25 protein-coding genes are annotated in these 24,830 nt (G+C 73.0%); 15 read left to right on the plus strand and 10 right to left on the minus strand.

The window, feature by feature from the left end; all coding sequences use genetic code 11:
• Window positions 1–63: 63 nt before the first annotated feature.
• Entirely contained in the window at window positions 64–849 is a 786-nt protein-coding gene (locus ACIPFH_RS36095; RefSeq protein ID WP_401833413.1) for a glutamate racemase, read from the minus strand.
• Window positions 850–918: 69 nt separating this feature from the next.
• Here ACIPFH_RS36095 and ACIPFH_RS36100 point away from each other — a divergent pair, with 69 nt between their 5' ends.
• The gene (locus ACIPFH_RS36100; protein ID WP_401833602.1) at window positions 919–2,082 is read left to right on the plus strand and encodes a glycosyltransferase; all 1,164 of its coding nucleotides are present in this window, start codon (window positions 919–921) and stop codon (window positions 2,080–2,082) included.
• A gap of 49 nt (window positions 2,083–2,131) precedes the next feature.
• Here ACIPFH_RS36100 and ACIPFH_RS36105 read toward each other — a convergent pair whose 3' ends face one another.
• Window positions 2,132–3,448, minus strand: a complete 1,317-nt coding sequence (locus ACIPFH_RS36105; RefSeq protein ID WP_401833415.1) for a TerD family protein — start codon at window positions 3,446–3,448, stop codon at window positions 2,132–2,134.
• Window positions 3,449–3,728: 280 nt separating this feature from the next.
• Between ACIPFH_RS36105 and ACIPFH_RS36110 the strand changes: the two genes are divergently transcribed.
• The 4 genes from ACIPFH_RS36110 to ACIPFH_RS36125 all read left to right on the plus strand — a co-directional run bounded on the left by ACIPFH_RS36110 (window position 3,729) and on the right by ACIPFH_RS36125 (window position 8,355).
• Complete coding sequence (locus ACIPFH_RS36110) at window positions 3,729–4,154, plus strand: DUF6643 family protein (RefSeq protein ID WP_401833417.1); 426 nt, start codon at window positions 3,729–3,731, stop codon at window positions 4,152–4,154.
• A 39-nt stretch (window positions 4,155–4,193) separates the two neighbouring features.
• Window positions 4,194–5,018 carry an MOSC domain-containing protein gene (locus tag ACIPFH_RS36115; protein ID WP_401833420.1) on the plus strand — a complete coding sequence of 275 codons (825 nt, stop codon included), beginning with the start codon at window positions 4,194–4,196 and terminating at the stop codon, window positions 5,016–5,018.
• Window positions 5,019–5,201: 183 nt separating this feature from the next.
• Window positions 5,202–5,807: a hypothetical protein gene (locus tag ACIPFH_RS36120; protein ID WP_401833423.1), complete on the plus strand. Its 606-nt coding sequence runs from the start codon at window positions 5,202–5,204 to the stop codon at window positions 5,805–5,807.
• A gap of 106 nt (window positions 5,808–5,913) precedes the next feature.
• Window positions 5,914–8,355, plus strand: coding sequence for a right-handed parallel beta-helix repeat-containing protein (locus tag ACIPFH_RS36125; RefSeq protein WP_401833425.1), 2,442 nt, complete (start codon window positions 5,914–5,916; stop codon window positions 8,353–8,355).
• 6 nt (window positions 8,356–8,361) lie between these two features.
• On the opposite strand, the gene ACIPFH_RS36130 is transcribed toward ACIPFH_RS36125, so the two are convergent.
• Entirely contained in the window at window positions 8,362–10,662 is a 2,301-nt protein-coding gene (locus ACIPFH_RS36130; RefSeq protein ID WP_401833426.1) for a hypothetical protein, read from the minus strand.
• A gap of 310 nt (window positions 10,663–10,972) precedes the next feature.
• Here ACIPFH_RS36130 and ACIPFH_RS36135 point away from each other — a divergent pair, with 310 nt between their 5' ends.
• Window positions 10,973–11,803 carry a DeoR/GlpR family DNA-binding transcription regulator gene (locus ACIPFH_RS36135; RefSeq protein WP_401833427.1) on the plus strand — a complete coding sequence of 277 codons (831 nt, stop codon included), beginning with the start codon at window positions 10,973–10,975 and terminating at the stop codon, window positions 11,801–11,803.
• Window positions 11,804–11,857: 54 nt separating this feature from the next.
• Window positions 11,858–12,328: an SRPBCC family protein gene (locus ACIPFH_RS36140; protein WP_401833429.1), complete on the plus strand. Its 471-nt coding sequence runs from the start codon at window positions 11,858–11,860 to the stop codon at window positions 12,326–12,328.
• 39 nt (window positions 12,329–12,367) lie between these two features.
• Here ACIPFH_RS36140 and ACIPFH_RS36145 read toward each other — a convergent pair whose 3' ends face one another.
• Window positions 12,368–13,486: a PLP-dependent cysteine synthase family protein gene (locus tag ACIPFH_RS36145; RefSeq protein WP_401833604.1), complete on the minus strand. Its 1,119-nt coding sequence runs from the start codon at window positions 13,484–13,486 to the stop codon at window positions 12,368–12,370.
• A gap of 402 nt (window positions 13,487–13,888) precedes the next feature.
• Here ACIPFH_RS36145 and ACIPFH_RS36150 point away from each other — a divergent pair, with 402 nt between their 5' ends.
• Both ACIPFH_RS36150 and ACIPFH_RS36155 read left to right on the plus strand, forming a co-directional pair.
• Complete coding sequence (locus ACIPFH_RS36150) at window positions 13,889–14,212, plus strand: hypothetical protein (RefSeq protein WP_356258797.1); 324 nt, start codon at window positions 13,889–13,891, stop codon at window positions 14,210–14,212.
• Window positions 14,213–14,429: 217 nt separating this feature from the next.
• The gene (locus ACIPFH_RS36155; RefSeq protein ID WP_401833431.1) at window positions 14,430–14,966 is read left to right on the plus strand and encodes an ATP-binding protein; all 537 of its coding nucleotides are present in this window, start codon (window positions 14,430–14,432) and stop codon (window positions 14,964–14,966) included.
• A gap of 84 nt (window positions 14,967–15,050) precedes the next feature.
• On the opposite strand, the gene ACIPFH_RS36160 is transcribed toward ACIPFH_RS36155, so the two are convergent.
• From ACIPFH_RS36160 to ACIPFH_RS36170, 3 genes are read right to left on the minus strand one after another with little or no spacing between them, the layout of a single operon-like run.
• Window positions 15,051–17,612 carry an ABC transporter permease gene (locus tag ACIPFH_RS36160; RefSeq protein WP_401833433.1) on the minus strand — a complete coding sequence of 854 codons (2,562 nt, stop codon included), beginning with the start codon at window positions 17,610–17,612 and terminating at the stop codon, window positions 15,051–15,053.
• On the minus strand, window positions 17,609–18,367 hold the full coding sequence (locus ACIPFH_RS36165) for an ABC transporter ATP-binding protein (RefSeq protein WP_401833435.1): 759 nt from the start codon (window positions 18,365–18,367) through the stop codon (window positions 17,609–17,611). The genes ACIPFH_RS36160 and ACIPFH_RS36165 overlap by 4 nt, the downstream gene beginning before the upstream one ends.
• Entirely contained in the window at window positions 18,364–18,657 is a 294-nt protein-coding gene (locus tag ACIPFH_RS36170; protein WP_401833438.1) for an SHOCT domain-containing protein, read from the minus strand. The genes ACIPFH_RS36165 and ACIPFH_RS36170 overlap by 4 nt, the downstream gene beginning before the upstream one ends.
• A gap of 174 nt (window positions 18,658–18,831) precedes the next feature.
• On the opposite strand from ACIPFH_RS36170, the gene ACIPFH_RS36175 reads away from it, so the two are divergent.
• The 3 genes from ACIPFH_RS36175 to ACIPFH_RS36185 are packed head-to-tail and all read left to right on the plus strand — an operon-like array spanning window position 18,832 to window position 20,896.
• A complete protein-coding gene (locus ACIPFH_RS36175; protein ID WP_401833440.1) occupies window positions 18,832–19,398 on the plus strand; it encodes a TetR/AcrR family transcriptional regulator in 567 nt (188 codons plus the stop codon).
• An 8-nt stretch (window positions 19,399–19,406) separates the two neighbouring features.
• Complete coding sequence (locus ACIPFH_RS36180) at window positions 19,407–19,991, plus strand: DUF4865 family protein (protein WP_401833442.1); 585 nt, start codon at window positions 19,407–19,409, stop codon at window positions 19,989–19,991.
• A complete protein-coding gene (locus ACIPFH_RS36185) occupies window positions 19,988–20,896 on the plus strand; it encodes a phosphotriesterase (RefSeq protein WP_401833443.1) in 909 nt (302 codons plus the stop codon). The genes ACIPFH_RS36180 and ACIPFH_RS36185 overlap by 4 nt, the downstream gene beginning before the upstream one ends.
• A gap of 92 nt (window positions 20,897–20,988) precedes the next feature.
• Here ACIPFH_RS36185 and ACIPFH_RS36190 read toward each other — a convergent pair whose 3' ends face one another.
• The 3 genes from ACIPFH_RS36190 to ACIPFH_RS36200 are packed head-to-tail and all read right to left on the minus strand — an operon-like array spanning window position 20,989 to window position 22,495.
• A complete protein-coding gene (locus ACIPFH_RS36190; protein WP_401833445.1) occupies window positions 20,989–21,411 on the minus strand; it encodes a PPOX class F420-dependent oxidoreductase in 423 nt (140 codons plus the stop codon).
• A 16-nt stretch (window positions 21,412–21,427) separates the two neighbouring features.
• Entirely contained in the window at window positions 21,428–22,312 is an 885-nt protein-coding gene (locus ACIPFH_RS36195; RefSeq protein ID WP_401833447.1) for an NAD(P)-dependent oxidoreductase, read from the minus strand.
• 9 nt (window positions 22,313–22,321) lie between these two features.
• Window positions 22,322–22,495, minus strand: a complete 174-nt coding sequence (locus ACIPFH_RS36200; protein ID WP_401833448.1) for a hypothetical protein — start codon at window positions 22,493–22,495, stop codon at window positions 22,322–22,324.
• A gap of 158 nt (window positions 22,496–22,653) precedes the next feature.
• Here ACIPFH_RS36200 and ACIPFH_RS36205 point away from each other — a divergent pair, with 158 nt between their 5' ends.
• From ACIPFH_RS36205 to ACIPFH_RS36215, 3 genes are all read left to right on the plus strand, one after another.
• Entirely contained in the window at window positions 22,654–23,166 is a 513-nt protein-coding gene (locus ACIPFH_RS36205) for a hypothetical protein (RefSeq protein WP_401833450.1), read from the plus strand.
• A 55-nt stretch (window positions 23,167–23,221) separates the two neighbouring features.
• The gene (locus tag ACIPFH_RS36210; protein WP_401833451.1) at window positions 23,222–23,806 is read left to right on the plus strand and encodes a TetR/AcrR family transcriptional regulator; all 585 of its coding nucleotides are present in this window, start codon (window positions 23,222–23,224) and stop codon (window positions 23,804–23,806) included.
• 81 nt (window positions 23,807–23,887) lie between these two features.
• Complete coding sequence (locus ACIPFH_RS36215; RefSeq protein WP_401833453.1) at window positions 23,888–24,655, plus strand: SDR family NAD(P)-dependent oxidoreductase; 768 nt, start codon at window positions 23,888–23,890, stop codon at window positions 24,653–24,655.
• The last annotated feature ends 175 nt before the right edge of the window (window positions 24,656–24,830 follow it).

Genomic DNA, 24,830 nt, shown 5'->3' on the forward strand with positions numbered 1-24,830 from the left:
ACAGGGTGACTGCTCCGCCCGGGCGGCGAGCGGCCCGGGGTGCGGCGGGGCGAGCCCGGCGCCTTACCGGGCGGGGCTGACGGCTTCGAGCAGCCGGCCTTCCGCGTAGGCCAGGGCGGGTGCCGGGAGACCGCCCGGACGGCCGCTGAGGAGAATCGTCACGGTGCCGAGGGTCGCCGCCTCGGGTGCGGGGCGCGCACCGATGCGGCGCAGGGCCTGCGCGGCCACGGCACCGGCCGAGCCGTGCAGGACGAGCGGCGGGCGGCCGGGGCGCTGCACGGCGGCCCGGATACGGTCGGCGACCAGTTCGTAATGGGTGCAGCCCAGGACGACGGTCGTCACTTCCTCGGGGGTGAGGGCGGCGGCGGCGGTGACCGCGGCGTCGATCGCCGCCTGGTCCGCGTGCTCCACGGCCTCCGCCAGTCCCCAGCAGGGCACCTCGGCGACCGTGACGTCGCCGGCGAAATCCTCGATGAGGTTGCGCTGGTAGGGGCTGCCGGTGGTGGCGGGCGTGGCCCAGATCGCGACGGGGCCGCCGCCGGCCGCGGCCGGCTTGATCGCCGGGACGGTGCCGATCACCGGGATGCCGGGTTCGAGGAGGGAGCGCAGCGCGGGCAGGGCGTGCACGGTCGCCGTGTTGCAGCCGACGATGAGGGCCTCGGGCCGGTGCGCGGCGGCGGCCGCGGCGACCGCGACTGCGCGCTCGGTGAGGTCCTGCGGGGTGCGCGGTCCCCAGGGCATGCCGTCGGGGTCGAGGGAGAGCACGAGATCGGCGTCGGGTCGCAGTCGCCGTACCGCGGCGGTGGCCGCCAGCAGGCCGATTCCGGAGTCCATGAGCGCGATCTTCACCCGGCCACCATAGACGATGTGCTCTTGCGGCCCGGCGGCGTGGGGCAGACTGCGCGCGTGAGCGCCATCGTGTGGATCGCCGCCGTGTCTCTGGCCGCCTGGCTGTGGTTGCTGCTCTGTCAGGGCTTCTTCTGGCGCACGGACGTCAGACTGCCGGCCCGGGAGGATCCGCGTGAGTGGCCGCCCGTCTGCGTCGTCGTCCCCGCGCGCGACGAGGCGGCGGTGCTGCCCGCGAGCCTGCCCTCCCTGCTCGCGCAGGACTACCCGGGGCGGGCGGAGATCTTCCTCGTCGACGACGGCAGCTCCGACGGCACGGGAGAGCTGGCGCGCGCGCTCGCCCGGCAGCACGGCGGGCTCCCGCTGACCGTGGACTCGCCGGGCGAACCTCCGGCGGGCTGGACGGGGAAGCTGTGGGCGGTGCGCCACGGCATCGGCCTGGCACGCGCGCGTGAGCCCGAGTACCTCCTCCTGACGGACGCCGACATCGCGCACGGTCCCGGAAGTCTGCGGGAGCTGGTGGCGGCGGCGCGCACCGGAGGGTTCGACGTCGTCTCCCAGATGGCGCGGCTGCGGGTGGAGAGCCCGTGGGAGCGGCTGGTGGTGCCCGCCTTCGTCTACTTCTTCGCGCAGCTCTATCCCTTCCGGCGGATCGGCCGACGCGGGGCGCGGACGGCTGCCGCGGCGGGCGGCTGCGTCCTGCTGCGCGCCGAAACGGCGGAGCGGGCGCGGATCCCGGACGCCATCCGGCACGCCGTCATCGACGACGTGGCACTCGCGCGGGCCGTGCAGGGCGCGGGCGGTCACATCTGGCTGGGGCTGGCCGACGGCGTGGACAGCGTGCGCCCGTACCCGAGGCTGCACGACCTGTGGCGGATGGTCTCGCGCAGCGCCTACGCGCAGCTGCGGCACAGTCCGCTCCTGCTGACGGGCACGGTGCTGGGCCTCGCCCTCGTGTACCTGGTGCCGCCGCTCGCGCTGTTCGGCGGGCTCGCCGTCGGCAGTAAGGCGACGGCGGCGTCCGGCGGTCTGGCGTGGCTCGTGATGGCGGGGACGTACGTCCCGATGCTGCGCTACTACCGTCAGCCGCTGTGGCCGGCTCCCCTGCTGCCGTTCACCGCGTTCCTCTACCTGCTGATGACGGTCGACTCCGCGGTCCAGCACTACAGGGGACGCGGTGCGGCCTGGAAGGGCCGCACCTACGCCCGTCCGGACGCCGTCGCCGACGAGGGCTGAGCCCCTGCACGGGGGCCTCCACCCAGGGAGGCCCCCGGCCGTGGGGTCGCTATTTGCGGCCCGGTGTCCAGTTCATGCCCCATCCGTAGGCGTAGTCGACGGTACGCTGCGGGCTCACCCCGCGCTCGGGCACCAGGTAGCGGGCCTCGCGCTGGACGACGAGGTCGCCCCCGTTGTTGGTGATCAGCGCGAGCGCCGCCACGGTCGAGGGGACCGTGCACTCGTCGAGGGAGAAGTCGATCGGCGCTCCGAACTGGGGTTGCAGCGTGACCGTGGCGTGCAGGTCGGCGAAGGAACGGGCGCCCTCGTAGATGGTCACGAAGACGAGGATGCGCCGGAAGTCGTTCTTGTGGTCGAGGTTGACGGTCAGGTTCTCCCCGCTCGTCGAGGCGCCGGTACGGTCGTCGCCGTCGAGATGGATGTACGGCGGTTGGTGCAGGGCGCCGAAGGCGTTGCCGAGGGCCTGGACCACGCCCTTGCGGCCGTCGGCGAGCTCGAACAGGGCGCACAGGTCGAGGTCGAGGTCGTTGTGCATGGCGACCGCCCGACCGCGCTTGCTGCCCCACCCGGAGAACTGCTTGCGCACCTCCCAGTTGAGGTTCACGCGCAGGGCGCCCGAGGTGCCGCCCTGCTTGCTCAGGGACACCGACGGAGCGGCCTTGGTGAGCGTCACCTTGGTCAGCCGGACCGGCGCGACGGGCGGTGCGGGCGGCGGAGGCGGCGGAGCCTGGTGGACGGGCGGGGGCACCGTGGCCGGAAAGGCGGGGACGGTCGGCGGCGGGGGCGGCGGAGCCTGCGGGGTCGACGGAGCCTGGGCGGCCGCTCGCTGCGGCTCGTCCACGGCGATGCCGAAGTCGGTGGCCAGCCCTTCGAGACCGCTGCCGTAGCCCTGGCCGACGGCCCGGAACTTCCAGGCGCCCTGGCGGCGGTAGAACTCCCCCAGCACGAAGGCCGTCTCCACCGTCGCGCCGGCACTGTCGAAGCGCGCCACGACGGTTCCCTGCGCCGCGTCCCGTACCTCGATGTACAGGCCCGGCACCTGGCCGAACGAACCACCGTCGGCCGAGGCCGCCACAACGATGGTCTCGATCGCGGGCTCCACGCGCGCGAGGTCGACGAGAAGGCTGTCGGTCACCCGGCCTCCCGCGTCGCGCTTGCCCTCGTGGCGGACGGCTCCGGAGGAGTGGGCCGGCTGGTTGTAGAAGACGAAGTCGGCGTCGGAACGGACCTTTCCGCCCACCAGCAGCAGTGCGGACGCGTCCGTGTCCGGAACACCCGGTCCCGAGCGCCAGCCCAGTTCGACCCGCAGTGCCGTGGTCGGCACCGGAGCATTGGACCCCTTCGACATTGACATGTACGCCCCCATCGCGTGTCAGTGCACCGGGCCGCACGCCTCGGCACCCTCGGCTTGTCTGTCCGGCCAACCTATTGCGCACGACGGTGAACGCCCATCGAGAGCGCAGGATCAGCCCTGCCCAACCCCCGGTAACCCGCTCGGAACTCGGCCTTTACACGATCTGACGGGCGCTCGCCGTCCCTTTTTCCCAAATTCGCTCGCATTAGGGGTCCGAAGCCACCGCCGACACGGAAATCAACCCTCTTATCGGTCTCCCCAACCAGCACATCGTGGGCTTAACTTATGTGCCATGACCTCCCCCCGCTCCACCTATGGCGGCGGCTACTACGCCTCCTTCCCGGACACTCCGATCTACGACTCGCTCGTGGCCGAGCGGGGCACCCCGCAGATCGCCCCGATCCGGGTCCCCGCCGCGTACGACATGGGCAACAGCAACCTGCCCGCGTTGCCGTCGGCGCTGCCCGCCCTCCCGGCGGGCCCCTCGCAGGGGTACTACGGCTACCCGCAGGCGCAGCAGCCCGCACCGCTGCAGCAGGCCCCGGCGGCGTACATCCCGCCGCAGCCCGCCGCGCCGCGCGGCTACCCCGGACCCCAGGCGCAGCAGCAGCGTCCGGCGGGTCCCGGCACGGGCTACGACGCGATGCGCCCGGCCGCTCCCCGGCCCGCCGCGCCGCAGTACCAGGACCCGTACAACCAGCAGTACCGCGGCTACTGACCCGACGGGGTCGTCGGTGCCACCTGGCAGGATGACCCCATGGGGCATGCGGAGCTGCTGTCGATTCACGTCCATCCGGTCAAGGCGTTCCGGGGCCAGACGCCCCGGGAGGCCGTCGTGGAGCCCTGGGGGCTGGCCGGTGACCGGCGCTGGGCGCTGATCGACGACGGGGGAAAGGTCGTCACCCAACGGCAGCGGCCGCGTCTCGCGCTGGCCGCCGCCGAGCTCCTGCCCGGCGGCGGCGTACGTCTGTCCGCGCCCGGTCTCGAGCCGCTGACCGTGCCGGTGCCCGAGCCGGAGGGCACGGTGTCGCTGGAGATCTTCCGCGACAAGGTGGAGGGGGTCCTCGCCGACGACACCGGGCATGCCTGGTGCACCGCCCACGTCGGCGCCGACGTGCGGCTGGTCCACATGGACGATCCCGCGACGCGTCGCCCCGTCGACCCCCGGTACGCGCGGCCCGGCGAGACCGTCGCCTTCGCCGACGGATATCCGCTGCTGGCGACCACGACGGCTTCGCTGCACGCCCTCAACTCGCTGATCGCCCAGGGCGAGCACGCCGGGGAGGGACCGCTGCCGATGAACCGTTTCCGGCCGAACCTGGTCCTGGCGGGCACCGACCCGTGGGCCGAGGACGGCTGGTCGCGCCTCGCCGTCGGCGAAATCGAGTTCCGGGTCGCCAAACCGTGCGGCCGGTGCGTCGTGACCACCACCGACCAGGGCACCGCGGCGCGTGGCAAGGAACCCCTGTACACCCTGGGCCGGCATCGGCGCCTCGGCGGCAAGCTCGTCTTCGGACAGAACCTGGTGCCTCTCGGTCGCGGCACGGTCAGAGTCGGCGATCCGGTGCGTGTGCTCGCATAGTTCCGGCCTCGGTCGGGGACCGGGCGATCCGCGGGAACCCCTGTGCGGCTCCTGATCGTTGGGCTTGCGTGAGAAGTTCATGAGAGGGCCCGGGCCCTGGTGATTTCGCTCTCTCTTTCCCCGGACCCGCGCGTGAACGACTCCGACGGGGGTTATCACGGAGCGGGGAAGGGGGTGCGGGCGGTGCGATCGATCGGCGGAATCTGGCGCTGGCGACACAACCCGCTGCGTCGTACGACGGATCTGGTCGAGGCATGGGTGGCCTTGTCGGCCCTGCTGCTGATCCTCTTCGTCGCGCCTGTGGTGGGCTCCGTCGTCGGCGCCGTCGCACAGGACGTCCTGCAGCAGTCGGTCCACGAGCAGCGGCAGTCCCGCCACGAGGTCACGGCCACCGTGGTGCGGAAGGTGGACGGCGCGCCACTGGAGGTGGACCCCGAGACGGCCGCCGGCCGGGAGGCCCGCACCCGGGTCCTCGCGGACTGGACGGCGCCGGACGGCACGGCACAGCACGGCACGGTCCTGGCGGGCCTCAAGGCCCCGCACAGCGGCGACCACTTCGGGATATGGACGGACGGGCACGGCCGCCTGGTGGCCCGGCCGCTCGACTCCGCCACGGCGACGACGCACGCCGTGCTCGCCGGCTTCGGCGCGGCCCTGCTCACCGCGGGCACGTTCGAGGGCGGCCGGCGGTTGATCGTCTGGCGCATGGTCCGGCGCCGGTACGCCCGTTGGGACCAGGCCTGGGACCGGGCGGGCCCGGACTGGGGGCGCACCGGTACCGGCAGCTGACGGCCCGCCGTTTCTGGTCAACCACCACCCGCGCGCACGCTACGGTGGACCGGCCGAAGCATTCGGCATCAACGCGCGTACCACGAGGTGGGGGCACATCAACGCCATGGCACAGGGCACGGTCCAGGTGACGCACACCGGCACATCGAGGTGGCGGCGCCGCACGGGTGAGTACGCGTCGCTCGCCGCCGCCCTCGAGGCCGCGGCCGAGGGTGACGTCCTCACCATCGCTCCCGGGACCTACCGGGAGAACCTGGTCGTCGAGCGGTCGGTGACGCTGCGCGGTCCCGAGGGTTCCCCGGGTTCCGTGCGCCTGGCGCCCCTGGACGGGGTGCCGTTGACCGTGCGCGCGTCGGCCGTGGTGCAGGACCTGCACGTCGAGGGCCAGGACGCGGCGGCGCCCGCGGTGCTCGTCGAGGAGGGCACGCCGGAGCTGCTGGACGTGCGGATCGTCACGCGGTCCGCGGCGGGCATCGAGGTGCGTGGCAGCGCCCGTCCGACGGTCCGGCGCTGCACCGTCGACAATCCGGCGGGCATCGGTATCGCCGTGGTCGACGGCGGCGGTGGCGTCTTCGAGGAGTGCGAAGTCGTCGCGGCAGGTCAGGCCGGCGTCTCGGTGCGCGGGGGTGGCCACCCCCGGCTGGAGCGCTGCCGGGTGCACCACACGTCGGGCGCGGGTCTGAGCGCGACCGGCGACGGCTCTTCCCTGGAAGCGGTGGGCTGCGAGGTCTACGAGATCAAGGGCGGCGGCGTCCAGATCACCGCCCGGGCCACCGCGCACCTCACCGACTGCGATGTGCACCGCACGACCGCCGACGGCGTCACCCTCGACACGGACGCCGTACTCACCCTGGCCGACTGCCGTATCCACGACATCCCGGAGAACGCGGTCGACCTGCGCTCCCGCTCGGTCCTGACGCTGACTCGCACGACGGTGCGTCAGTTCGGCCGCAACGGGCTGTCGGTGTGGGACCCGGGTACGCGCGTGGACGCCAACCAGTGCGAGATCTTCGACAGCACCGGCGACTACCCGGCCGTCTGGGTCAGCGACGGCGCGACCGCGGTCCTCGACTCGTGCCGGGTGCACGACGTGCCGGACGCCCTGTTCGTCCTCGACCGGGGCTCCCGCGCCGACGTCGTGGACAGCGACCTGTCCCAGGTGCGCAACACGGCCGTGTCGGTCAGCGACGGGGCGACCGCCCAGCTCGACGACTGCCGGATCCGGGACGCCGCGACCGGCGCGTGGTTCCGCGACCACGGCAGCGGCGGCACCCTCAACAACTGCACCGTGGACAGCACGCAGACCGGCGTGATCGTCACCAAGGGCGCCGACCCCACGATCGAGCGCTGCACCGTCGACTCCCCCGCCGAGGCCGGGTTCTATGTGTCGGCCGGCGGCCGCGGCAGTTTCCTGAACTGCCGGGTGACGAACAGCGGCGGCTACGGCTTCCACGTGATAGACGGCAGTCGTACGACGCTGCGGAAGTGCCGTACGGAGCGCTGCGCGCGCGGCGGTTACGAGTTCGCCGACGCCGGGGCGGACGCGGGTCCGGGATCCGCTCCCGTGGTCGAGGACTGCACCAGCGACGAGAGCGCGGGCGTGCGGACACCGGGGGCCGCGCCGGAGACGGCCGTTCAGGCGACCCTCCAGTCACCCGGTCGGCTGGGCCTGGTCCCCGAGCAGCGGGTCATCGCGCCGGAGCCGCAGCAGGCCGCCGGTGAGCCGGAGTCGTCGGTGCGGACGTCGAAGGACGTGCTCGGCGAGCTGGACACGCTGGTGGGTCTGGAGAGCGTCAAGCGCGAGGTGCGGGCCCTCATCGACATGATCGAGGTGGGTCGGCGCCGCCAGCAGGCGGGGCTCAAGGCGGCGTCGGTCAAGCGCCATCTGGTCTTCACGGGCTCCCCCGGCACCGGTAAGACGACGGTCGCCCGCCTCTACGGCGAGATCCTCGCCGCTCTGGACGTCCTGGAGAAGGGGCATCTCGTCGAGGTGTCCCGCGTCGACCTGGTCGGTGAGCACATCGGTTCGACGGCGATCCGCACCCAGGAGGCCTTCCAACGGGCTCACGGCGGGGTGCTGTTCATCGACGAGGCGTACGCGCTGTCGCCGGAGGACGCGGGCCGGGACTTCGGCAAGGAGGCCATCGACACTCTGGTGAAGCTCATGGAGGACCACCGGGACTCGGTGGTCGTGATCGTCGCGGGCTACACCGCGGAGATGGAGCGGTTCCTCTCGGTCAACCCCGGTGTGGCCTCCCGTTTCTCACGGACCATCACCTTCGGCGACTACGGCCCCGACGAACTGCTGCGGATCGTGGAGCAGCAGGCCGAGGAGCATGAGTACCGGCTCGGCCCGGGCACCGCGGAGGCCCTGCTGAAGTACTTCACGGAGCTCCCCAAGGGGCCCGCCTTCGGCAACGGGCGTACCGCGCGCCAGACGTTCGAGGCGATGGTGGAGCGGCACGCGAGCCGGGTCGCCCAGGTGGCGGAGCCGAGCACCGACGACCTGACGTTGGTGTACGCGGAGGACCTGCCCGAGCTGCCCTGATCGCGCTCAGGCGCGCTGCTGGGGCACCTCAGGTCGCAGACGCCCCAGCAGCTTCCCGCGTTCCTGCGCGAACGCCGGGTCGGCCTGGTAGTCGGAGTGGCCCAGGACGGGCGCGGGCAACGGGTGTTCCTCGTCGCGGCCGTACGCCAGCGGGTCCGCGAGAGGCTCACGGTCCACCTGCGGGCCGCAGTCGTCGCCGGACAGCCGGATCGGGCCGCCGATGGGGTCCGTGAGCCGGTACAGGTTCCGCCAGCAGGCGATGTCCTCGTGCAGGGCGGCGAGCGCGGCCGGGCCGAAGTGGGCCGGAAACCAGCGGCCGTAGAGGCGCTCGATCGGGGAGCCGTAGGTCAGCAGGGCGACCCGCCTGCGGTCGGAGGGTTTCAACTGCCAGGCCGCGGCGGCCGCGAGGACGCTGCCCTGGGAGTGGCCGGAGATCACCAGACGTCCGCCCGTGGCGCGCGTCCAGCCGGCGATGCGCCAGGTCAGATCGGGTACGGCGCGCTCCGCGTAGCAGGGCGGGGCGAAGGGGTGCGCGGCGCGCGGCCAGAAGGTGCCGACGTCCCAGAGGATGCCGATCGTGCGCCGCGCGGAGGGGTCCTTGTAGGCGCGTCGGCCCCAGGTGACGAAGAGGACGAAGCCGAGTCCGATGAGCCAGGAGCCCAGGGCCTGAGCGGTCTGGGCGGCGCCCTGCACGAACGGCTGGGCCCCGTCCCCGGCCCGGACCGGGGTCTTCCCGGTGCTGAACGCGCCGGCGAGCGCCCCCGCGCCCAGGATCAGGGTCGCGACCGAGGTGACGGCGACGAGCAGCGGGCCTCGGTCGGTGAGCGTGGCCATCGCGCGGGCGCGGGCGATGCGCCGGGTGCGGGCCGGGTCACCGTGCCCGACCCCGTAGTCCCGGACCACGGCGTCCTGCTCGGCGCGGGTCAGCAGCACGGTCCGCCGGGCGAGCAGTGCGCACAGCGCCAGCAGGACGACGATCAACACGGGAATCACGGACGCCTGCCAGGTCAACAGCACGGGCGGTCCGTCGAGGGAGGTCCCGGTGCCGTCCAGCCAGTCCGACACCCGCTGTGACACTCCGCCGGACATCACCCCGCCGAGAGCGCAGGCCAGCATCGCGACAGCGGGGCCCCCGAGCCCGTGCAGGGCGCACCGCTCCTGCTGGAAGTGCGGGACGGCGGCGCTGCCGTCCCCCCGCGCGGAGCGTTCCCGTGGGCAGTGGTGCAGGACTCGGGCGACGACGGCGAGGGCGATCACCAGGGCGCCCTGGGCGAGGGCGAGCGCGCCGAAGGTCGCGTCGCCGGGAAGTCTGCCCTCGGAGTGCCAGCCGGGGCGCTCCCAGCCGGCGTACACCAGGGTGAGGGCGAGCAGGACCAGGGCGGCCGACGGCAGACGGTGGACGAGGTGCGCGTCGAGGCGGCGGTCGAGGCGGTGCTCGCTGCGGCCCCGGCGGCACACCACCCACACCGTGGCCAGCGCGCCCGCCACCAGGGACGCCTCCAGCAGCCGGCCGAGCACGTCGAGGAGGGGCGGGCCGCCGGGGCGGCGGTCCTGGCGTACGGCCGCCGTACCGACCGCGGCGGCCACCGTCAGCAGTCCCGCCGCCGTGTGCGCCGCGCGCAGGCGGGCCACCAGACGGCGCCCGTACCAGAAGCCGGGCCGGCCGAGTGCGGTGTGACCTGCGCCGTTCTCGGGTTCACTCGTGAGGTCCAGGGGCTCCTGGGACTCGTAGGCCCGCCAGGTGCGGTGGGACAGGTACCAGAGGAGTCCGGTGAGGGCGGTCGGGACCAGGGCGGCGAGGGCGAGCCGGCGGCCGGGCAGGCTCCACCAGCCGCCGTCCGACACCGCGGGTGAGAGGAAGCCCAGCCAGGAGTGACGCCCGGCGCACGCGGTCGTGCCCGCGCACTGCCAGGCGGTGAGGTCGAGGGCGACCTCGCAGGCGGCGGCGACCAGCAACACCGTCAGGCTGAGCGCCGCGAGCCGCACCAGCAGCCCGTACAACCGCACGGCGCGGAGGCGTTCCCGTGCGGCGGGGCGCATCCAGTGGGCGAGGTTGACGACCATGAACGGGAGCAGCAGGAGCCACAGGGCGCGGGTGCCGTTGCCGGAGGTGAGGTTGGACCACACGTAGGCCTCGGGTACCGGGGCGTCGCGGCCGCGGTCGTCGGCGGGGCCGGTGTCCGCAGTGACGTCTTCGGCGCGCCGGAACACGGCCGCCGTGTCGTCGCCGGTGATCCGCACCGTGCGCGGGTCGTTCAGCATCTTCTCGGGCGTGGCGCCACCCACGCCGTGGACCAGGAGTTCCATGGCCGGTCTGTCCGCAGAGGCACGTTCCACTGTTCGCACTTCCCCCGTGACACGCCTTCGACATGTGTCCGTGCGGACATAAGGATCGCCACTCCCAGGGCTTGATACACCTCCTGTCACAGAACCTCCCCGGACCGTGCGGAAAAGCCGGTGCGCCGCCTGGGTGGCATGGACGCGTCGGGGTGGTGGACCAGCTGTGAGCGAGCCGTGCGAGGATGGGACGCCCCCGCACCGGCATCGGCGAGAATGTCCTCGTCGGAGCAGGTGAGCGGGCCTGTCGGACGGGTCGAGGGAAAGGACCGGAGCGTACGTGAGTGAGAATCAGAACCTCCTCGCGGAGCAGCGCCGCGCCCTCATCCTGGACGAGGTACGCCGTCGCGGCGGCGTCCGTGTCAACGAGCTGACCCGCAAGCTCGGCGTGTCGGACATGACGGTGCGCCGCGACCTCGACGCGCTGGCGCGCCAGGGTGTCCTGGAGAAGGTGCACGGCGGCGCGGTACCGGTGGTGGAGGCGAGCACCCACGAGCCCGGCTTCGAGGCGAAGTCGGGCCTGGAGCTGACCGCCAAGGAGGACATCGCGAAGGCGGCGGCGGAACTCGTGACCCCGGGCAGCGCGATCGCGCTGTCGGGCGGTACGACGACGTTCGCGCTGGCGCACCATCTGGTGGACGTGCCGGACCTGACGGTGGTGACCAACTCGGTGCGGGTGGCCGACGTCTTCCATATGGCGCAGCGCTCCTCGGGTCCCCGGCAGGGCGCGGCCACGGTCGTGCTGACCGGCGGGGTGCGTACACCGTCGGACTCGCTGGTGGGCCCGGTCGCCGACCAGGCCATCGCGGCACTCCACTTCGACATGCTGTTCCTCGGCGTGCACGGGATATCGGCCGAAGCGGGCCTGTCGACGCCGAACCTCGCGGAGGCCGAGACCAACCGGCGCCTGGTGCAGTCTGCGCGCCGGGTCGTGGTGGTCGCGGACCACACCAAGTGGGGCGTGGTGGGCCTCAGTTCGTTCGCGGCGCTGGAGCAGGTCGACACGCTGGTGACGGACGCGGGGCTGCCCGGGGCGGCGCGCGCGGAGATCTCCGAGCACCTGCGCCGGCTGGTGGTCGCGGGCGAGCCCGGTGAGGGTACAGACATCTGAGGGGGCTGCGGCTAGGGTGACGCACCCGTTCCTCGCCGTGAGGAGGTTGCGCGCATGGCTCACCGGTTGCGCCCCGAAGGGCTCGGCTTCGTCGGTACGGCTCCCGTACGGCTGGTTTTCGCCCGGGAGGTGTCCGCTTCACCCGAGCGTGTCTTCCACGCGCTCGCCGAGGACGTGTCCGGCTGGGCCGAGTGGTTCCCGGCCGTGACGTCCGTCCGGCCCCGGGACGGAGGTGCGGGGCGCGACGTACGGCTGAGGGGCGGCGGCCGTTTCCGGGAGACGGTGATCGCGGCGGACGGGCCACAGGTGTACGCCTACCGCGTGGACGTCACCAACGCGCCGGGCCTCCGGGCGCTGGTCGAGGAGTGGCGGCTGTCGCCGGCCGGGCCGCGGACGCGGGTGCAGTGGACGTTCGCCGCCGACGGGAACGGGGTGTTCCGGGCGGTCATGCGGCCGGCCCGAGCCGGTCTGGGGCGCTCGTTCCGGGACGCGATGACGCGGCTGGAGCGCCGGCTCACCCCTTGAGCGTCACGGCCCTCCGGCTCGGGGAGCGGGTCCGGGGGGTCAGGTCCGCCAGACGCCCGTGGCCAGCAGCGACTCGATGACGGCGGTGTACGGGGCGATGTCCAGGCCCTGGTCGGCGAGCCAGGTGTCCGAGTAGTACTTGTCGAGGTAGCGGTCGCCCGGGTCGCACAGCAGCGCGACCACACTGCCCTGTCGTCCGTCGGCCACCATCTCGGCCACGATCTTCAGCGCGCTCCACAGTCCGGTGCCCGTGGAGCCGCCCGCCTTGCGGCCGATGGCCCGTTCCAGCGCTCGTACGGCGGCGACGGCGGCCGCGTCCGGGACCTTCATCATGCGGTCGACGGCGCCGGGCACGAAGCTGGGCTCCATGCGCGGGCGGCCGATGCCCTCGATGCGTGAGCCGCAGTCGCAGGTGACGTCCGGATCGCCGGTGGTCCAGCCCTCGAAGAAACACGAGTTCTCCGGGTCGGCGACGCAGATGCGGGTGTTGCGCTGCGTGTAGTGGACGTACCGGGCGAGGGTCGCGGAGGTGCCGCCGGTGCCGGCCGTGGCCACGATCCAGGCGGGCTCCGGGAACCGCTCCAGTTCCAGTTGGCGGAAGATGGATTCGGCGATGTTGTTGTTGCCGCGCCAGTCCGTGGCCCGTTCCGCGTAGGTGAACTGGTCCATGTAGTGGCCGCCGCTGTCCACCGCGAGGCGGGCCGACTCCTCGTACATCGTGCGGGGGTCGCCGACGAAGTGGCACTGGCCGCCGTGGAACTCGATCAGGCGGATCTTCTCCGCGCTCGTGGTACGCGGCATGACCGCGATGAAGGGCACCCCGATCAGCTTGGCGAAGTACGCCTCGGAGACGGCCGTCGACCCACTGGACGCCTCGATCACCGGACGGCCCGGCCGGATCCAGCCGTTGCACAGCCCGTAGAGGAAGAGAGAGCGGGCGAGCCGGTGTTTGAGGCTGCCGGTGGGGTGGGTCGACTCGTCCTTGAGGTACAGGTCGATGCCCCATTTCTCTGGGAGGGGGAAGCGCAGCAGATGCGTGTCGGCCGAGCGGTTGGCGTCCGCCTGGACCTTGCGGACGGCTTCTTTGAGCCAGTCGCGGTAGGCGGTGTCGGTGCGGTCGACGTCGAGGGTGGCGCCGGTCCGGCTGGGCTGGGGCATGGTCACGGCGGGGACTCCTTCAGCTCTGCGCCGACGGTGGTCCGCGCGGCCGACACACCGATCATAGGCACCTTCAACACGCTTCTCACCTGCATAAACACACCTTTGGGAGCCTCAAAGGCGGCCCTGGGGGGCAGCTGCGGGCGCGTGGGGGCGCATTCCCGCGAATGCTCCGGACGGGTGTCGCCGAGGTGTCGTGCGCACTGGTGCTCGACGCCGGTCGCGGGCAGACTGCACCGGGTCGGGCGAAGGCCCGGGCTGGTGATGACGCCGGTCCGGACGCGGGTCCCGAACGGGGGCGCACACTGGATCGAGGACAGGTTCGATCACGACGCGGGCTGGATCACGACCCACGCGGGTGCACGGTTCGGCTCGCCCAGGCGTACAAGGGGGCGGGGAGGCATGGCGGAGCCGGAGTTCACGGCTACGGGCGTGCGCATCGGGAAGCGGCTGCGTTCACTCACCCGAGCCGGCCAGGTCCGGATCAATGAGGGCAGGCTGGAGCTGCTGACCAGCTACGGCAGCGAGATCGACAGTGCGCCCGTGCAGGCGGTCCGCGCCTCCAGGCCCTGGTTCGCACCGGAGGACCGGGCCTTGGCCGACCTCAACGGCAAGCGGTATCTGCTGACGCTCGGCGACCACGATCCGGCGCCCGGCGAACCCGGGCCGCCCGCGGCGCGCCGCTTCATCGAGGCCGTGCGCAGGGCGGCGGGGCGCGGCGGCTGAGCCGGCGCCGACGAAGACCCCGGCGGGCGGCCGGACCACCGCGAGTTGCGGCACCGCGGCCCCTGCGCCACTCTGGTCTCACGTCACTCTGGGTTTACCGGCGATAACGCTGCGAACCAGCCCCCGCCGGCCACGACAGCAGGCGGCCGCCTTGCGCAGTTGCCCTGCTCGATCCGAACTCCGTGTTCTTCCGGACCTAAGTCGGGGAGTCGCAGCCGTGATCACCAACCCAAGCAGGCACTGCACGGTCGAGCTTCAGGCCCTGCCGTCGCGGATCGGCCAGGTCCGCAGAATCGTATCGGCGCAGCTGCGCTACTGGCATATGGATCCGCTCATAGACCGGGCCGCGCTCGGTGTGACGGAGTTGTTGACCAACGTGCACCTGCACGCGCAGCCCGACAAGACGTGCGTCGTGGAGATGGAGCTGCTGCTCGACCGGCTCACCGTCTCCGTTCGCGACCACGACCCGCGCCTGCCGGTCGTGGGGGCCGTCGACGACGGGGCTCTCGCCACCTGTGGGCGCGGGCTGGCCATGGTCGCCGCGGTGAGCGAGAGCTGGGGCGCCCGGCCGGACGGCGAGTCGGGCAAGGTCGTGTGGTTCACGCTGCCTGCGCCCGTCGCCGCGCGCGAGCTGTCGGCGCGTCCGCCGCGTCGTACGCCCCGGGAGCAGGTCTCGCCCCGGTTCACGGAGGTCGTCTCCGTCGACGATCTGCGGCCCGCACATGCCCCCGCCCGGTCGGCCGTCGTCGGCTGACCGGGCGGTGACGTCACCCTGGGGGCGGACGTCCGCAGTGATCACGGTGACCAGTCCCCGAGGTGTACGCCGTTCGGGTGTACCTCACTCCGCCGCGATGGCGCGCAGCACGTCCAGCCGGGCCGCGCGCCGGGCCGGACGCAGGCCGGCGAGGGCTCCGGCCGCGACGCCCACGAGGGCCACCACCGCGAGTCGCGCGGGCGGCACCGCGAAGGCGAAGGCGCTGTCGCTCGCCCCGTCGGAGGCCCGGACCAGCACCCAGCCGAGGAAGCCGCCGAGGGCCAGGCCGCCCGCCGTGCCGAACGCGGCGACCAGGACCGACTCCCAGCGGACCATGGCCCGCAGCTGGGACCGGGTCTGGCCGACGGCCCTCAGCAGACCGAGTTCCCGGGTGCGTTCGTGGATCGCCAGGGTCAGCGTGTTGGCGATGCCCAGGAGTGCGATGAGCACCGCGAGGGCGAGCAGGGCGTAGACCAGTGTGAGCATCATGTCGATGCCGCCGGCCGAGGATCGCGCGTACTCGTCGCGGGTCTGCACCTCGGGGTTGCCGTACTGCGCCGCGACCTTTTCCACGGCAGCCTTGCCCGCGGCCGGGCTCACGCCGTCCCCGAAGGAGACGGCGACCAGGGTGTCGGCGTCCTGCGTACGGTGCGGCGCCCAGGCCGCGCGGGTGATGACGTAGTCGCCTGCGAGTTCGGAGCGGCCGTAGACGGCGCGCACGGTGAAGGTCTTCTCGTCGCCGTCGGTGAAGGCGAGCCGGGCGGTGTCACCGGTGGTCAGGTGGCGGCGGTCCGCCTCCTGCCGGGTGATTGCGATGCCGTCGGTCCCGAGGGCGCCCAGGTCACCCTGAACGGTGCCGAGGTCGAAGGCGCGGCGCAGTGCGACCGGGTCGGTGACGGTCAGCGCCCGTCCTCTCCCGTCGACTTCCGCGACTCCCCGGCCGAGCCCGACGGCCGTGTCCACCTCGGCCAGCTCGCCGATGGCCGGGGCCAGCTTCGGGCTGAGTCCGCTGCCGCCGGCGCCGAAGGAGGGAGCGCTGACGGCCACGTCGCCCGCGAAGGAGCGGGAGACGGTCTGGTCCATGGTGGCCTTGAGGGAGGCCCCGAACACGGTGAAGAGCGAGACCACGGCGACGCCGATCATCAGGGCGCCGGCGGTGGCCGCCGTCCGCCTGGGGCTGCGCAGGGCGTTGCGGCGGGCGAGCCCTCCGCTGACGCCCCGCAGCCGGTCCAGGGGACTGCCGAGGATCCGCACGGCCGTGCTGGAGGCCACCGGGCCGAGGACGACGAAGGCGATCAGGGCCAGGACGGCTCCGGCACCCGCCGACCACACGGACGGCGAGACGAGGACGCCGGTGAGGGTCAGCACGAGGGCGAGGACGATCAGGCCCGTGCCGGTGACGGCGCGCAGGCGGGAGGCGCCCGAGGAGTCCACGGCCGTCTCGCGCAGCGCGGCCAGCGGGGCGGTGCGGCCGGCCCGCACGGCGGGCAGCACCGCGGACCCCAGGCAGACCAGGACGCCGACCACGAGGGGGAGGGTCAGCGACAGGGCGCCGATCACCAGGTCGCCCTCGGGGAAGGGGAATCCGATGGCCGGGAACAGCGCCTGGAGCCCGGCGGCGATACCGATGCCGCCCGCGAGTCCGGCGGCCGAAGCGGTCACGGCGACGGCCACGGCCTCGACGAGGGTCGCCGCGGTCACCTGACGACGGGAGGCGCCGAGAGCGCGCAACAAAGCGTTCTCACGCGCGCGTTGAGCCACGACGATCGCGAACGTGTTGTGGATGGAGAAGGTCGCGACCAGCAGGGCCACTCCGGAGAACACCAGGAGGAACGTGGTGAAGACCGTCAGGAACCGGCTGGCGATCATGTCGGTGTTCTCCTGCGCCGCCTCCTGACCGGTGATGGCTTCGACTCCTGTGGGCAGTACGGGAGTCAGCCGGTCGACCAGCTCCGCCTGGCTCACTCCCGGGGCGGCGCGCACGACGATGTCCGCCGCCCGGCCGGGCCTGGCGGTGAGGTATTTCTCGGCGTCGGCGCGGGTCATGCCGGTGAAGGTCACCTGCGCCATGCCGTCCTCGCCGCCGAAGGTCGCGAGGCCCACGATCGTCACGCGCACGGGGTCGGGCGTACGCAGCGTGGTGGTGTCGCCGATCTCCAGGCCGCCCTTCTCGGCGGTGCCCCGGTTGACGACGACCTCGCCGGACCGGGCCGGGGCGCGGCCCTCGGCGAGCCGGTACGGGTTGAGCCGCGGGTCGGTGATCCAGTTGCCCGCGAGGGTGGGCGGGCCCTGGCCACCGATCGGCTTGCCGTCGGCGCCGACGACCTGCCCCGCGCCCTGGATGTCGGGCGCGGCGGCCGCGACGCCGGGCACGGCCTCGACCGTGCGCACCAGGCCGGTGCTGACGGGCTGCCGTACGCCCTGGCTCCCGCCGGGGGCAGTGATGGTGTCGGAGCCCCGCACCACGGCGTCGGTGCCCGCGGTCGCGTTGCCGAACATCGAGTCGAAGCTCGCGCGCAGGGTGTCCCCCATGACCAGCGTTCCGGCCAGGAAGGCCACGCCGAGGAAGACGGCCAGGAAGGTTCCGGCGAAGCGGCGCCGGTGGGCGCGCAGGGACGAGAGGCTCAGGCGGAGGGACGCGTTCATGACGGCACCTCGAATGCTTTCATGCGGTCCAGGACGCGGTCGGCGGTCGGGGACTCCATCCGGTCGACGAGCCGTCCGTCGGCGAGGAAGACGACCTCGTCGGCTTGGGCGGCGGCGACCGGATCGTGAGTGACCATGACGACCGTGCGGCCGGTGCGGCGCACGGTGCGGGCGAGCAGCCCGAGCACCTCTCCCCCGGTGCGGGAGTCGAGGTTGCCGGTGGGCTCGTCGGCGAAGACCACGTCCGGCCGGCCGGCGAACGCCCGTGCCACGGCGACGCGTTGCTGCTGACCGCCGGAGAGCTCGGAGGGCCGGTGACGGAGCCGGTCGCGCAGCCCGACGCCGTCCACGAGGGCGTCGATCCACTCCGACTCGCCCCGCTCGCCCGCCAGGTCCAGTGGCAGCCGGATGTTCTCCTCGACGGTCAGGGTGGGCACCAGGTTGAACGCCTGGAAGACGAAACCGACCCGGTCGCGGCGCAGGAGGGTGAGGCGACGGTCGTCGAGGGTGCGCAGTTCGGTGTCGCCGATGTACGCGGCGCCCGAGGTGAGGGTGTCCAGACCCGCGGCGCAGTGCATCAGGGTGGACTTGCCCGAGCCGGACGGGCCCATGATCGCGGTGAAGCGTCCGGCCGGGAAGGCGACGCTCACCCCGGCCAGGGCCCGTACGGCGGTGTCGCCGGCGCCGTAGACCTTCACGGCGTCGACGACCCGCGCGGCGTTGCGCGTGGCCGTGGTGGCGGTCGCGGTGCTCATGCCGCACCGCCCTTGGCCGCGCGGCCGAACTGCTCGTCCAGGACGGACAGCCGGCGCCAGTACTCGTCCTCGTCGATCTCGCCGGAGGCGAAACGACGGCCGAGGACGGCGAGGGGCGAGTCCCCGGTGGGGCGGGGGTCGCCGACCGGGCCCCAGGGGCCACGACGGCCTCGCCGACCGGTGCGGCGCAGGACCGTGACGACGCCGATCACCACGGCCGCCCAGATCAGCGGGAGGAACAGGATCCACGGGCCGGGTCCGCCACCGTCCCAGTTCGCCAGGGTGTTCATCTCGGGTCATCTCCTCAGGGGATCTGTGTGATGCCTCGAGCGTCTCGCCGGGCGGGGGTCCGGGTCGTCGTACGGGCAGCGGCAGTGCGCGTACGTCGCCGGGAGTACGCGCGCCCGTCCTGGCTGCTCCCTGAGGGCTGGACGTCTGTAACTACTAGTATGTACAGTCGGCTCATGAGCACTTCGGAGCGACTCATCGAGTCCACCCGTGAGCTGCTCTGGGAGCGCGGTTACGTGGGGACCAGCCCCAAGGCGATCCTGGAGCGCGCCGGCGCCGGGCAGGGCAGCATGTACCACCACTTCAAGGGCAAACCCGACCTCGCCCTGGCGGCGATCCGGCGGACGGCCGACGAGCTGCGGGCCACCGCCGAGGGGGTACTGGACGGGCCGGGCACACCGTACGAGCGCATCGAGGCGTATCTGACGCGCGAGCGGGACGTGTTGCGCGGCTGTCCCGTCGGGCGCCTGACGATGGATCCGGACGTGATCGCCAGTGACGAGCTGCGCGCACCCGTCGACGAGACGATCGACCTGATCCGTGAACGGATCGCGCATCTCGTGGAAGAGGGCAAGGAGCAGGGGCAGTTCGGGCCCGAGCTGGACGGCGAGGCGATCGCCGCCACCGTCCTCGCAACCGTCCAGGGCGGATACGTGCTGGCCCGCGCGTCCGGTTCGCCCGCCGCCTTCGACGCGGCAGTCCGCGGGCTGCTCTCGCTCCTCGCACCTCGTTCGGCCGACTAGGAGGCCCCGTGCACGCCATGCAGTACGAGCTCACGCTGCCCGCCGACTACGACATGGACGTCATCCACGCGCGCGCGTCCCGGGTCGGGCCGCTGCTCGACGACTGGGAGGGCCTCGGCCTCAAGGCGTACCTGATGCGCGAACGCGGGGTGCACGGTTCGCCCGTCAACCAGTACGCGCCGTTCTACCTCTGGAACACCGTGGAGGGCATGAACGCGTTTCTCTGGGGCGGCGGTTTCCAGGGGCTGAGCGACGACTTCGGCCGCCCGACGGTCCGTCAGTGGACGGGTTTGGCCTACGAGGAGGGCGTCGCCGTCGGCTCCCCCGCCCTGTTCGCCGTACGGCGGCGGCGACCGGTGCCGGACGGGGCGGTGCTCTCCGAGGCCGTGCGGGAGGCGGTGGACGAGGCCGGGCGGCTGGCCCGGGAGGACGGGGCGGTGCTCGCGGCGGCGGCGGTGGACACGAGCCGCTGGGAGAGCCTGCACTTCTCGCTCTGGGAGCACGACACGCCGAAGGCCGACGGCGACCTGTTCCGGGTGCTGCACCTGTCGGCGCCGGAGCGGACCGCCCTGACCGGGGGCAGGCAGTGGTGAGGGCGGTACGGACGGTACTCGGGGACGTCCCGGCCGAGCGGCTCGGTGTGTGCGACGCGCACGACCACCTGTTCTTCGGCAGTCCCCGACTGCCCGGTCAGGAGCTGAACAGCCGCTCGGCGGCGCGCGCCGAACTCGACGCGTTCCGCGCGCAGGGCGGTGACGCCGTCGTGCAGTGGACGCCGTACGGTCTCGGACGGCGCGCGGCGGATCTGCCCCCGCTGTCCCGGGAGACCGGGGTCCAGCTGGTGGCCGCGACGGGGCTGCACCAGGACGTGCACTACGACGAGGCGACGCTCGACGGTCTGCGACACCGGCTCGCCGAGGTGTTCGTGGCCGAACTGACCGAGGGCATCGGGACGTCGGAGGTCCGCGCCGGGCTCGTCAAGGTCGCGGGCGGGTTCCACGCCCTCGACGCGCACACCCGCTGGACCATGACCGCCGCGGCCGAGGCGCATCACGCGACGGACGCGCCCATCGCCGTCCATCTGGAGCTGGGCACCGGCGTGCTCGACGTACTCGATCTGCTGTGCGGGGAGTTGGGCGTGCCCCCGCACCGGGTGATCCTGGGGCACCTCAACCGCTCCCCCGACGCGGTGGTGCACCGCCTGGCCGCCGAGGCGGGCTGCTGGCTGGCCTTCGACGGCCCGTCACGCGCCAACCACGCCACCGACTGGCGGATGCCGGACGCCGTGCGGGCCCTCGCCGACGCCGGCTACGGCGACCGGCTCCTGCTGGGCGGTGACACCACGACGGCGGCGGCCCGTTCGGTCGACGGCGGCCCCGGAATGCCGTATCTGCTGCGCCGGGTCCGGCCGCGCCTGGTGCTCGCCGTGGGTGAGGAACTCGTGACGCGGATCCTCGCGGAGAACCCGGGGCGGGCCTTCGGCGTCGAGTGGCGTTGAAAACCGGCCCGGTGGCGCTGCCGGCCCGGTGGCGCTGCCGGCAGTGCCGCCGGCGGCGGCCGTGCCGGCGGGGCGCCGCGGTCTCGGGACGGTCAGGGGGACGCCTGGTCGCTGTCCTTGAGGGCGCCCCAGCCGTGCCAGCGGTCGACCTCGATCCAGGCGCTGACCCGGGAGCGGACCCGGTCGGGGTACGACTTGCCCGTGTAGTGGGTGGAGATACGGTCGATGTCGGTCAGGCCTTCGTCCTCGTGCAGCTCGACCACCCGTCCGATGAGGGTGACGTGCGTGTACCAGTTGTCGGCGGCCAGGACGGTGAGGGTCAGGCGCGGGTCGCGGCGCAGGTGCTGGAGCCGGACCCGGCCCTCGTCCAGGCTGATCAGGGCGCGTCCGTCCTCCCAGACGTACCAGGTGGGGGTGGAGACGGGGGTTCCGTCGGAGCGCAGGGTCGCCATCACACAGGGGTTGGGGCGGCTCAGCAGTTCGACGGCCTCGGGCGGAAGCGGGGGTTTGGACACGGGGTCTCCTCGCGGTTCAGGCTTTCTTGTCGAAGCTGGCGAAGTAGGCGGCGGCCATGTCCTCGTCACCGTGGCCCTGAGCGGCGGCCCGCTCCAGACGCTCGGCGCTCGCCGCCGCCACGTCGAGCCGGACGCCGCGCTCACGGCCGGCCTCGACGATCAGACGCGCGTCCTTCGCGGCCGTCGTCACCGCGAACTGCGGCGGCGAGAGCCGGTCGTCGAGGATCAGGCCGGTCTTCGCCTTCAGGTACCCCATGTCGAGCGGGCCACCCTCGATCAGCGCGAAGAACGCCTCCGGGTCGACCTCCAGGGACTGCGACAGGGCGAGGACCTCGCCGGCCGCGGCGGTGGCCGCGATGACCCAGCTGTTGGCCACCAGCTTCAGACGTGTCGCGCTGCCCTCGCCGCCGTCCTCACCCGTCCACACCGTGCGTGCGCCCACCGCGTCGAACACGGGCGCGACCGCGTCGCGGTGCTCGCTCGGGCCCGCCGCCAGCACGGTCAGCTGACCGGCCTCGGCGGGTTGCCGGGTGCCCAGCACGGGCGCGTCGAAGAAGACGAGGTCGTGCGCGCGGGCGAAGGCGGCCAGGTCGCCCATGGCCCCGATCCCGGCGGTCGTCGACTGCACCCAGGCCGTCCCGGGACGCAGGGCGGAAGCGGCCTCGCGCATGACCTCCAGGGCGGCGGGGCCGTCGTACAGCATGGTCAGGACGACGTCCGCTCCCTCGACCGCCTCGGCGGGGGTGTCGACGACCCGCACGCCTTCGGCGGTGAGCGGTTCGGCCTTGGCCCGGGTGCGGTTCCAGGCGCGCACGGTATGACCGGCCCGGGCGAGGTTGCGGGCCATCGCGGCGCCCATGATGCCGGTCCCCAGGACACTCACGGTCAGTTCGTCTGTCATGACGTCAACCTACTTCGACGCCGCGCCGACCGGACCGTCCAGCCACGCCCGGCGGCCGTCGAGCATCGGGTTCGGCCGCTCGTGGGCCAGGACGGCGGCGGGGCGGCCGATCCGGGTCTCCTGGGGCGGGATTTCGGACCCAGGAGACCCGGAGAGGTCCTCGACCAGCCGGGCGTGCAGCACGTCGAGCCGTTCCTCGGGTGCGTCGTCCGGCCGACCCCGGTGTGCCGCGGGTCCGCGACCGGCTGCGGTGTGCGGCGCGGGTCCGGTAACAACTGGCTTACGTGCCTTGTCCGTTGCCGCGGGGAGGACCACGATGTGAGTCTCCCAGGGGGGTGACCATGCGGATCCGGTACGCCGCCGCGGCCTGCGCCGGCGCCGCGGTGCTGGCCTCGTTGACCGGCTGCACGGTGCCGGTCGCGGGCGGCACGGGCATCACGGTGGACGAGGACGGACAGCCGGTCGGTGTGCTGATGGTCTGTCACCACCACATCGACGCGGCAATCCTGTACACCCAGGGCAGCGGTGACGAGTCCGAGGACGTGGGGAGTTGGCGCCGCACGGAGCCCGCCACGGGCTACGTCACCTGGCCGCTGCACACCGGCGGCGAGGGCTGGAGCGTCGACAGGGCGATGTCGACGGCGCTCGAACGGCAGCGCACCTACGTCCTGTACGGAGCGACCGAGGACAACTCGTGGTCCACGGCCGACGTGTCCTTCACGCTCGCGGACCTGGCCGCGCTCACACCGGGCGAGGTCCGCTACTTCGCCGGTGACGTGCGGGGCGCCGACGCCGACGGGTATGCGACCGCGTCGATCGAGGAGTTCCGCACCGACGCCTGCGAAGGCGACTGACCGACACCACGTCCCATACTTGACCACTCGTTCTCGATTGATCTAGCGTCACCTCATGGCGAGAACCAAGGAGTTCGATCCGGACGCGGCTCTCCAGTCGGCACTGGAGCTCTTCTGGCGGCGCGGCTACGAGGCGACTTCGATGGCGGACCTCGTCGAGCACCTGGGCATCGGACGCGCCAGCCTCTACGCGACCTTCGGCAACAAGCACGACCTGTATCTGAAGGCGCTTGACCGGTACGGGGAAACACACCAGCCGCTCCTACTGGACGAGTTGTCGCAGCCGGGGCCCGCACTCCCCGCGGTGCGCGCGGTGGTGCGGCGGTTCGCGGCGGAGGCCACGGACGAGGCGACCCGTACCTACGGGTGTTTCGCCACCAACACGGCGGCGGAGTTGGCCGCGCACGACTTCGCCGCGGCCCGCCGGGTCGAGCGGGGCTGGGAGCACCTGGAGACACTGCTGGAGTCGGCGCTGGTGCGCGCGCGGGCGCATGGCGAACTGCCGGCCGGGCGTGATCCGCGCGGACTGGCGCGCATGCTGCTGGTCCTGCTCCAGGGGTTGCGAGTGGTCGGCAAGGCCTCATCGGATCCCGCGCGGGTGCGGGACGCGGCGGAGCAGGCGCTCACCCTGCTGGACTGATCGACCGACCCGCCCTGGAGAAATGTCGGGGCCACTTTCACCTGCCCACATATTGGAATGATCGGTCTGGAAAGGACTGGCATGTCTCGGAATCGTTTCTCCGGCCGCACCGCACTCGTCACCGGCGGTGGCTCCGGCATCGGACGCACCCTCGCCCTCGCCTTCGCCGCCGAGGGGGCCGCGGTCGTCGTGGCCGGGCGCACGCGCGCCTCGCTCGACGAGACGGCCGGGCTCGTCGAGCGGGCCGGCGGGACCGCGATCGCCCGGGTCGCCGACGTCTCGCGCGCCGCCGACCTGGACGCGCTCGTCCGCGCGGTCGTCGACCGTTTCGGCTCACTCGACGTCGCCGTCAACAACGCGGGGGTCCTGCGGGCGGGGCGGCCGCTGGCCGACGTCGACGAGGAGGACTGGCGGTCCATGGTCGACACCAACCTGACCGGTGTCTTTCTCGCCCTGCGGGCCGAGGTACGGCAGATGCGGTCGCAGCCGGGTGGCGGCGCGATCGTCAACGTGTCGTCCAACATCGGCGTGCACCGCCAGATTCCGGGCCTGACCGCCTACGCCGCGAGCAAGGCGGCCGTGACCGCCCTGACCCGTGGCGCCGCGCTGGAGCACATACGCGACGGCGTCCGCATCAACGCCGTCAGCCCCGGCCCGTCCGAGACGGCCATGTCGCTGCGGCCCGGCGAGTCCGAGGCCGAGCGTGCCCTGCGGATGAAGGAGCAGTCACCGCTGGGCCGGGTGTCGTCGACGGAGGAGGTGGCCCAAGCCGTGCTGTACCTGGCCTCGGACGACGCGGCTTCCGTCGTCGGCACCGACGTGGTGATCGACGGCGGTGCCACGCGGTAGGCGCAGCAGCCCTGCGGGCGGGGCCGGACTCTCGGCGGGGCCGGACTGTCGTCGAAGCAGCGCTTCGGGCCGGGGCCGGACTGTGCGCGGTCCGCACTGTGAGCCGAGCTGGACTCCGAGCCCGGCCGGCCGGCGGGCGCGCCCACGGGCCCGGGCGCGCTGGGGGCCGGGGCGG

The organism is Streptomyces sp. NPDC088157 (genome assembly GCF_044741545.1).
Classification (GTDB): domain Bacteria; phylum Actinomycetota; class Actinomycetes; order Streptomycetales; family Streptomycetaceae; genus Streptomyces.

Bases quoted from the DNA above. Each gene is read 5' to 3' on its own strand.
- ACIPFH_RS36160 (WP_401833433.1), bottom strand. From the start codon at position 17,612: ATGAACGCGTCCCTCCGCCTGAGCCTCTCGTCCCTGCGCGCCCACCGG.
- ACIPFH_RS36195 (WP_401833447.1), bottom strand. From the start codon at position 22,312: ATGACAGACGAACTGACCGTGAGTGTCCTGGGGACCGGCATCATGGGC.
- ACIPFH_RS36145 (WP_401833604.1), bottom strand. From the start codon at position 13,486: ATGCCCCAGCCCAGCCGGACCGGCGCCACCCTCGACGTCGACCGCACC.
- ACIPFH_RS36175 (WP_401833440.1), top strand. From the start codon at position 18,832: ATGAGCACTTCGGAGCGACTCATCGAGTCCACCCGTGAGCTGCTCTGG.
- ACIPFH_RS36150 (WP_356258797.1), top strand. From the start codon at position 13,889: ATGGCGGAGCCGGAGTTCACGGCTACGGGCGTGCGCATCGGGAAGCGG.
- ACIPFH_RS36210 (WP_401833451.1), top strand. From the start codon at position 23,222: ATGGCGAGAACCAAGGAGTTCGATCCGGACGCGGCTCTCCAGTCGGCA.
- ACIPFH_RS36125 (WP_401833425.1), top strand. From the start codon at position 5,914: ATGGCACAGGGCACGGTCCAGGTGACGCACACCGGCACATCGAGGTGG.
- ACIPFH_RS36110 (WP_401833417.1), top strand. From the start codon at position 3,729: ATGACCTCCCCCCGCTCCACCTATGGCGGCGGCTACTACGCCTCCTTC.
- ACIPFH_RS36205 (WP_401833450.1), top strand. From the start codon at position 22,654: ATGCGGATCCGGTACGCCGCCGCGGCCTGCGCCGGCGCCGCGGTGCTG.
- ACIPFH_RS36140 (WP_401833429.1), top strand. From the start codon at position 11,858: ATGGCTCACCGGTTGCGCCCCGAAGGGCTCGGCTTCGTCGGTACGGCT.
- ACIPFH_RS36170 (WP_401833438.1), bottom strand. From the start codon at position 18,657: ATGAACACCCTGGCGAACTGGGACGGTGGCGGACCCGGCCCGTGGATC.
- ACIPFH_RS36215 (WP_401833453.1), top strand. From the start codon at position 23,888: ATGTCTCGGAATCGTTTCTCCGGCCGCACCGCACTCGTCACCGGCGGT.
- ACIPFH_RS36165 (WP_401833435.1), bottom strand. From the start codon at position 18,367: ATGAGCACCGCGACCGCCACCACGGCCACGCGCAACGCCGCGCGGGTC.
- ACIPFH_RS36115 (WP_401833420.1), top strand. From the start codon at position 4,194: ATGGGGCATGCGGAGCTGCTGTCGATTCACGTCCATCCGGTCAAGGCG.
- ACIPFH_RS36105 (WP_401833415.1), bottom strand. From the start codon at position 3,448: ATGGGGGCGTACATGTCAATGTCGAAGGGGTCCAATGCTCCGGTGCCG.
- ACIPFH_RS36130 (WP_401833426.1), bottom strand. From the start codon at position 10,662: ATGGAACTCCTGGTCCACGGCGTGGGTGGCGCCACGCCCGAGAAGATG.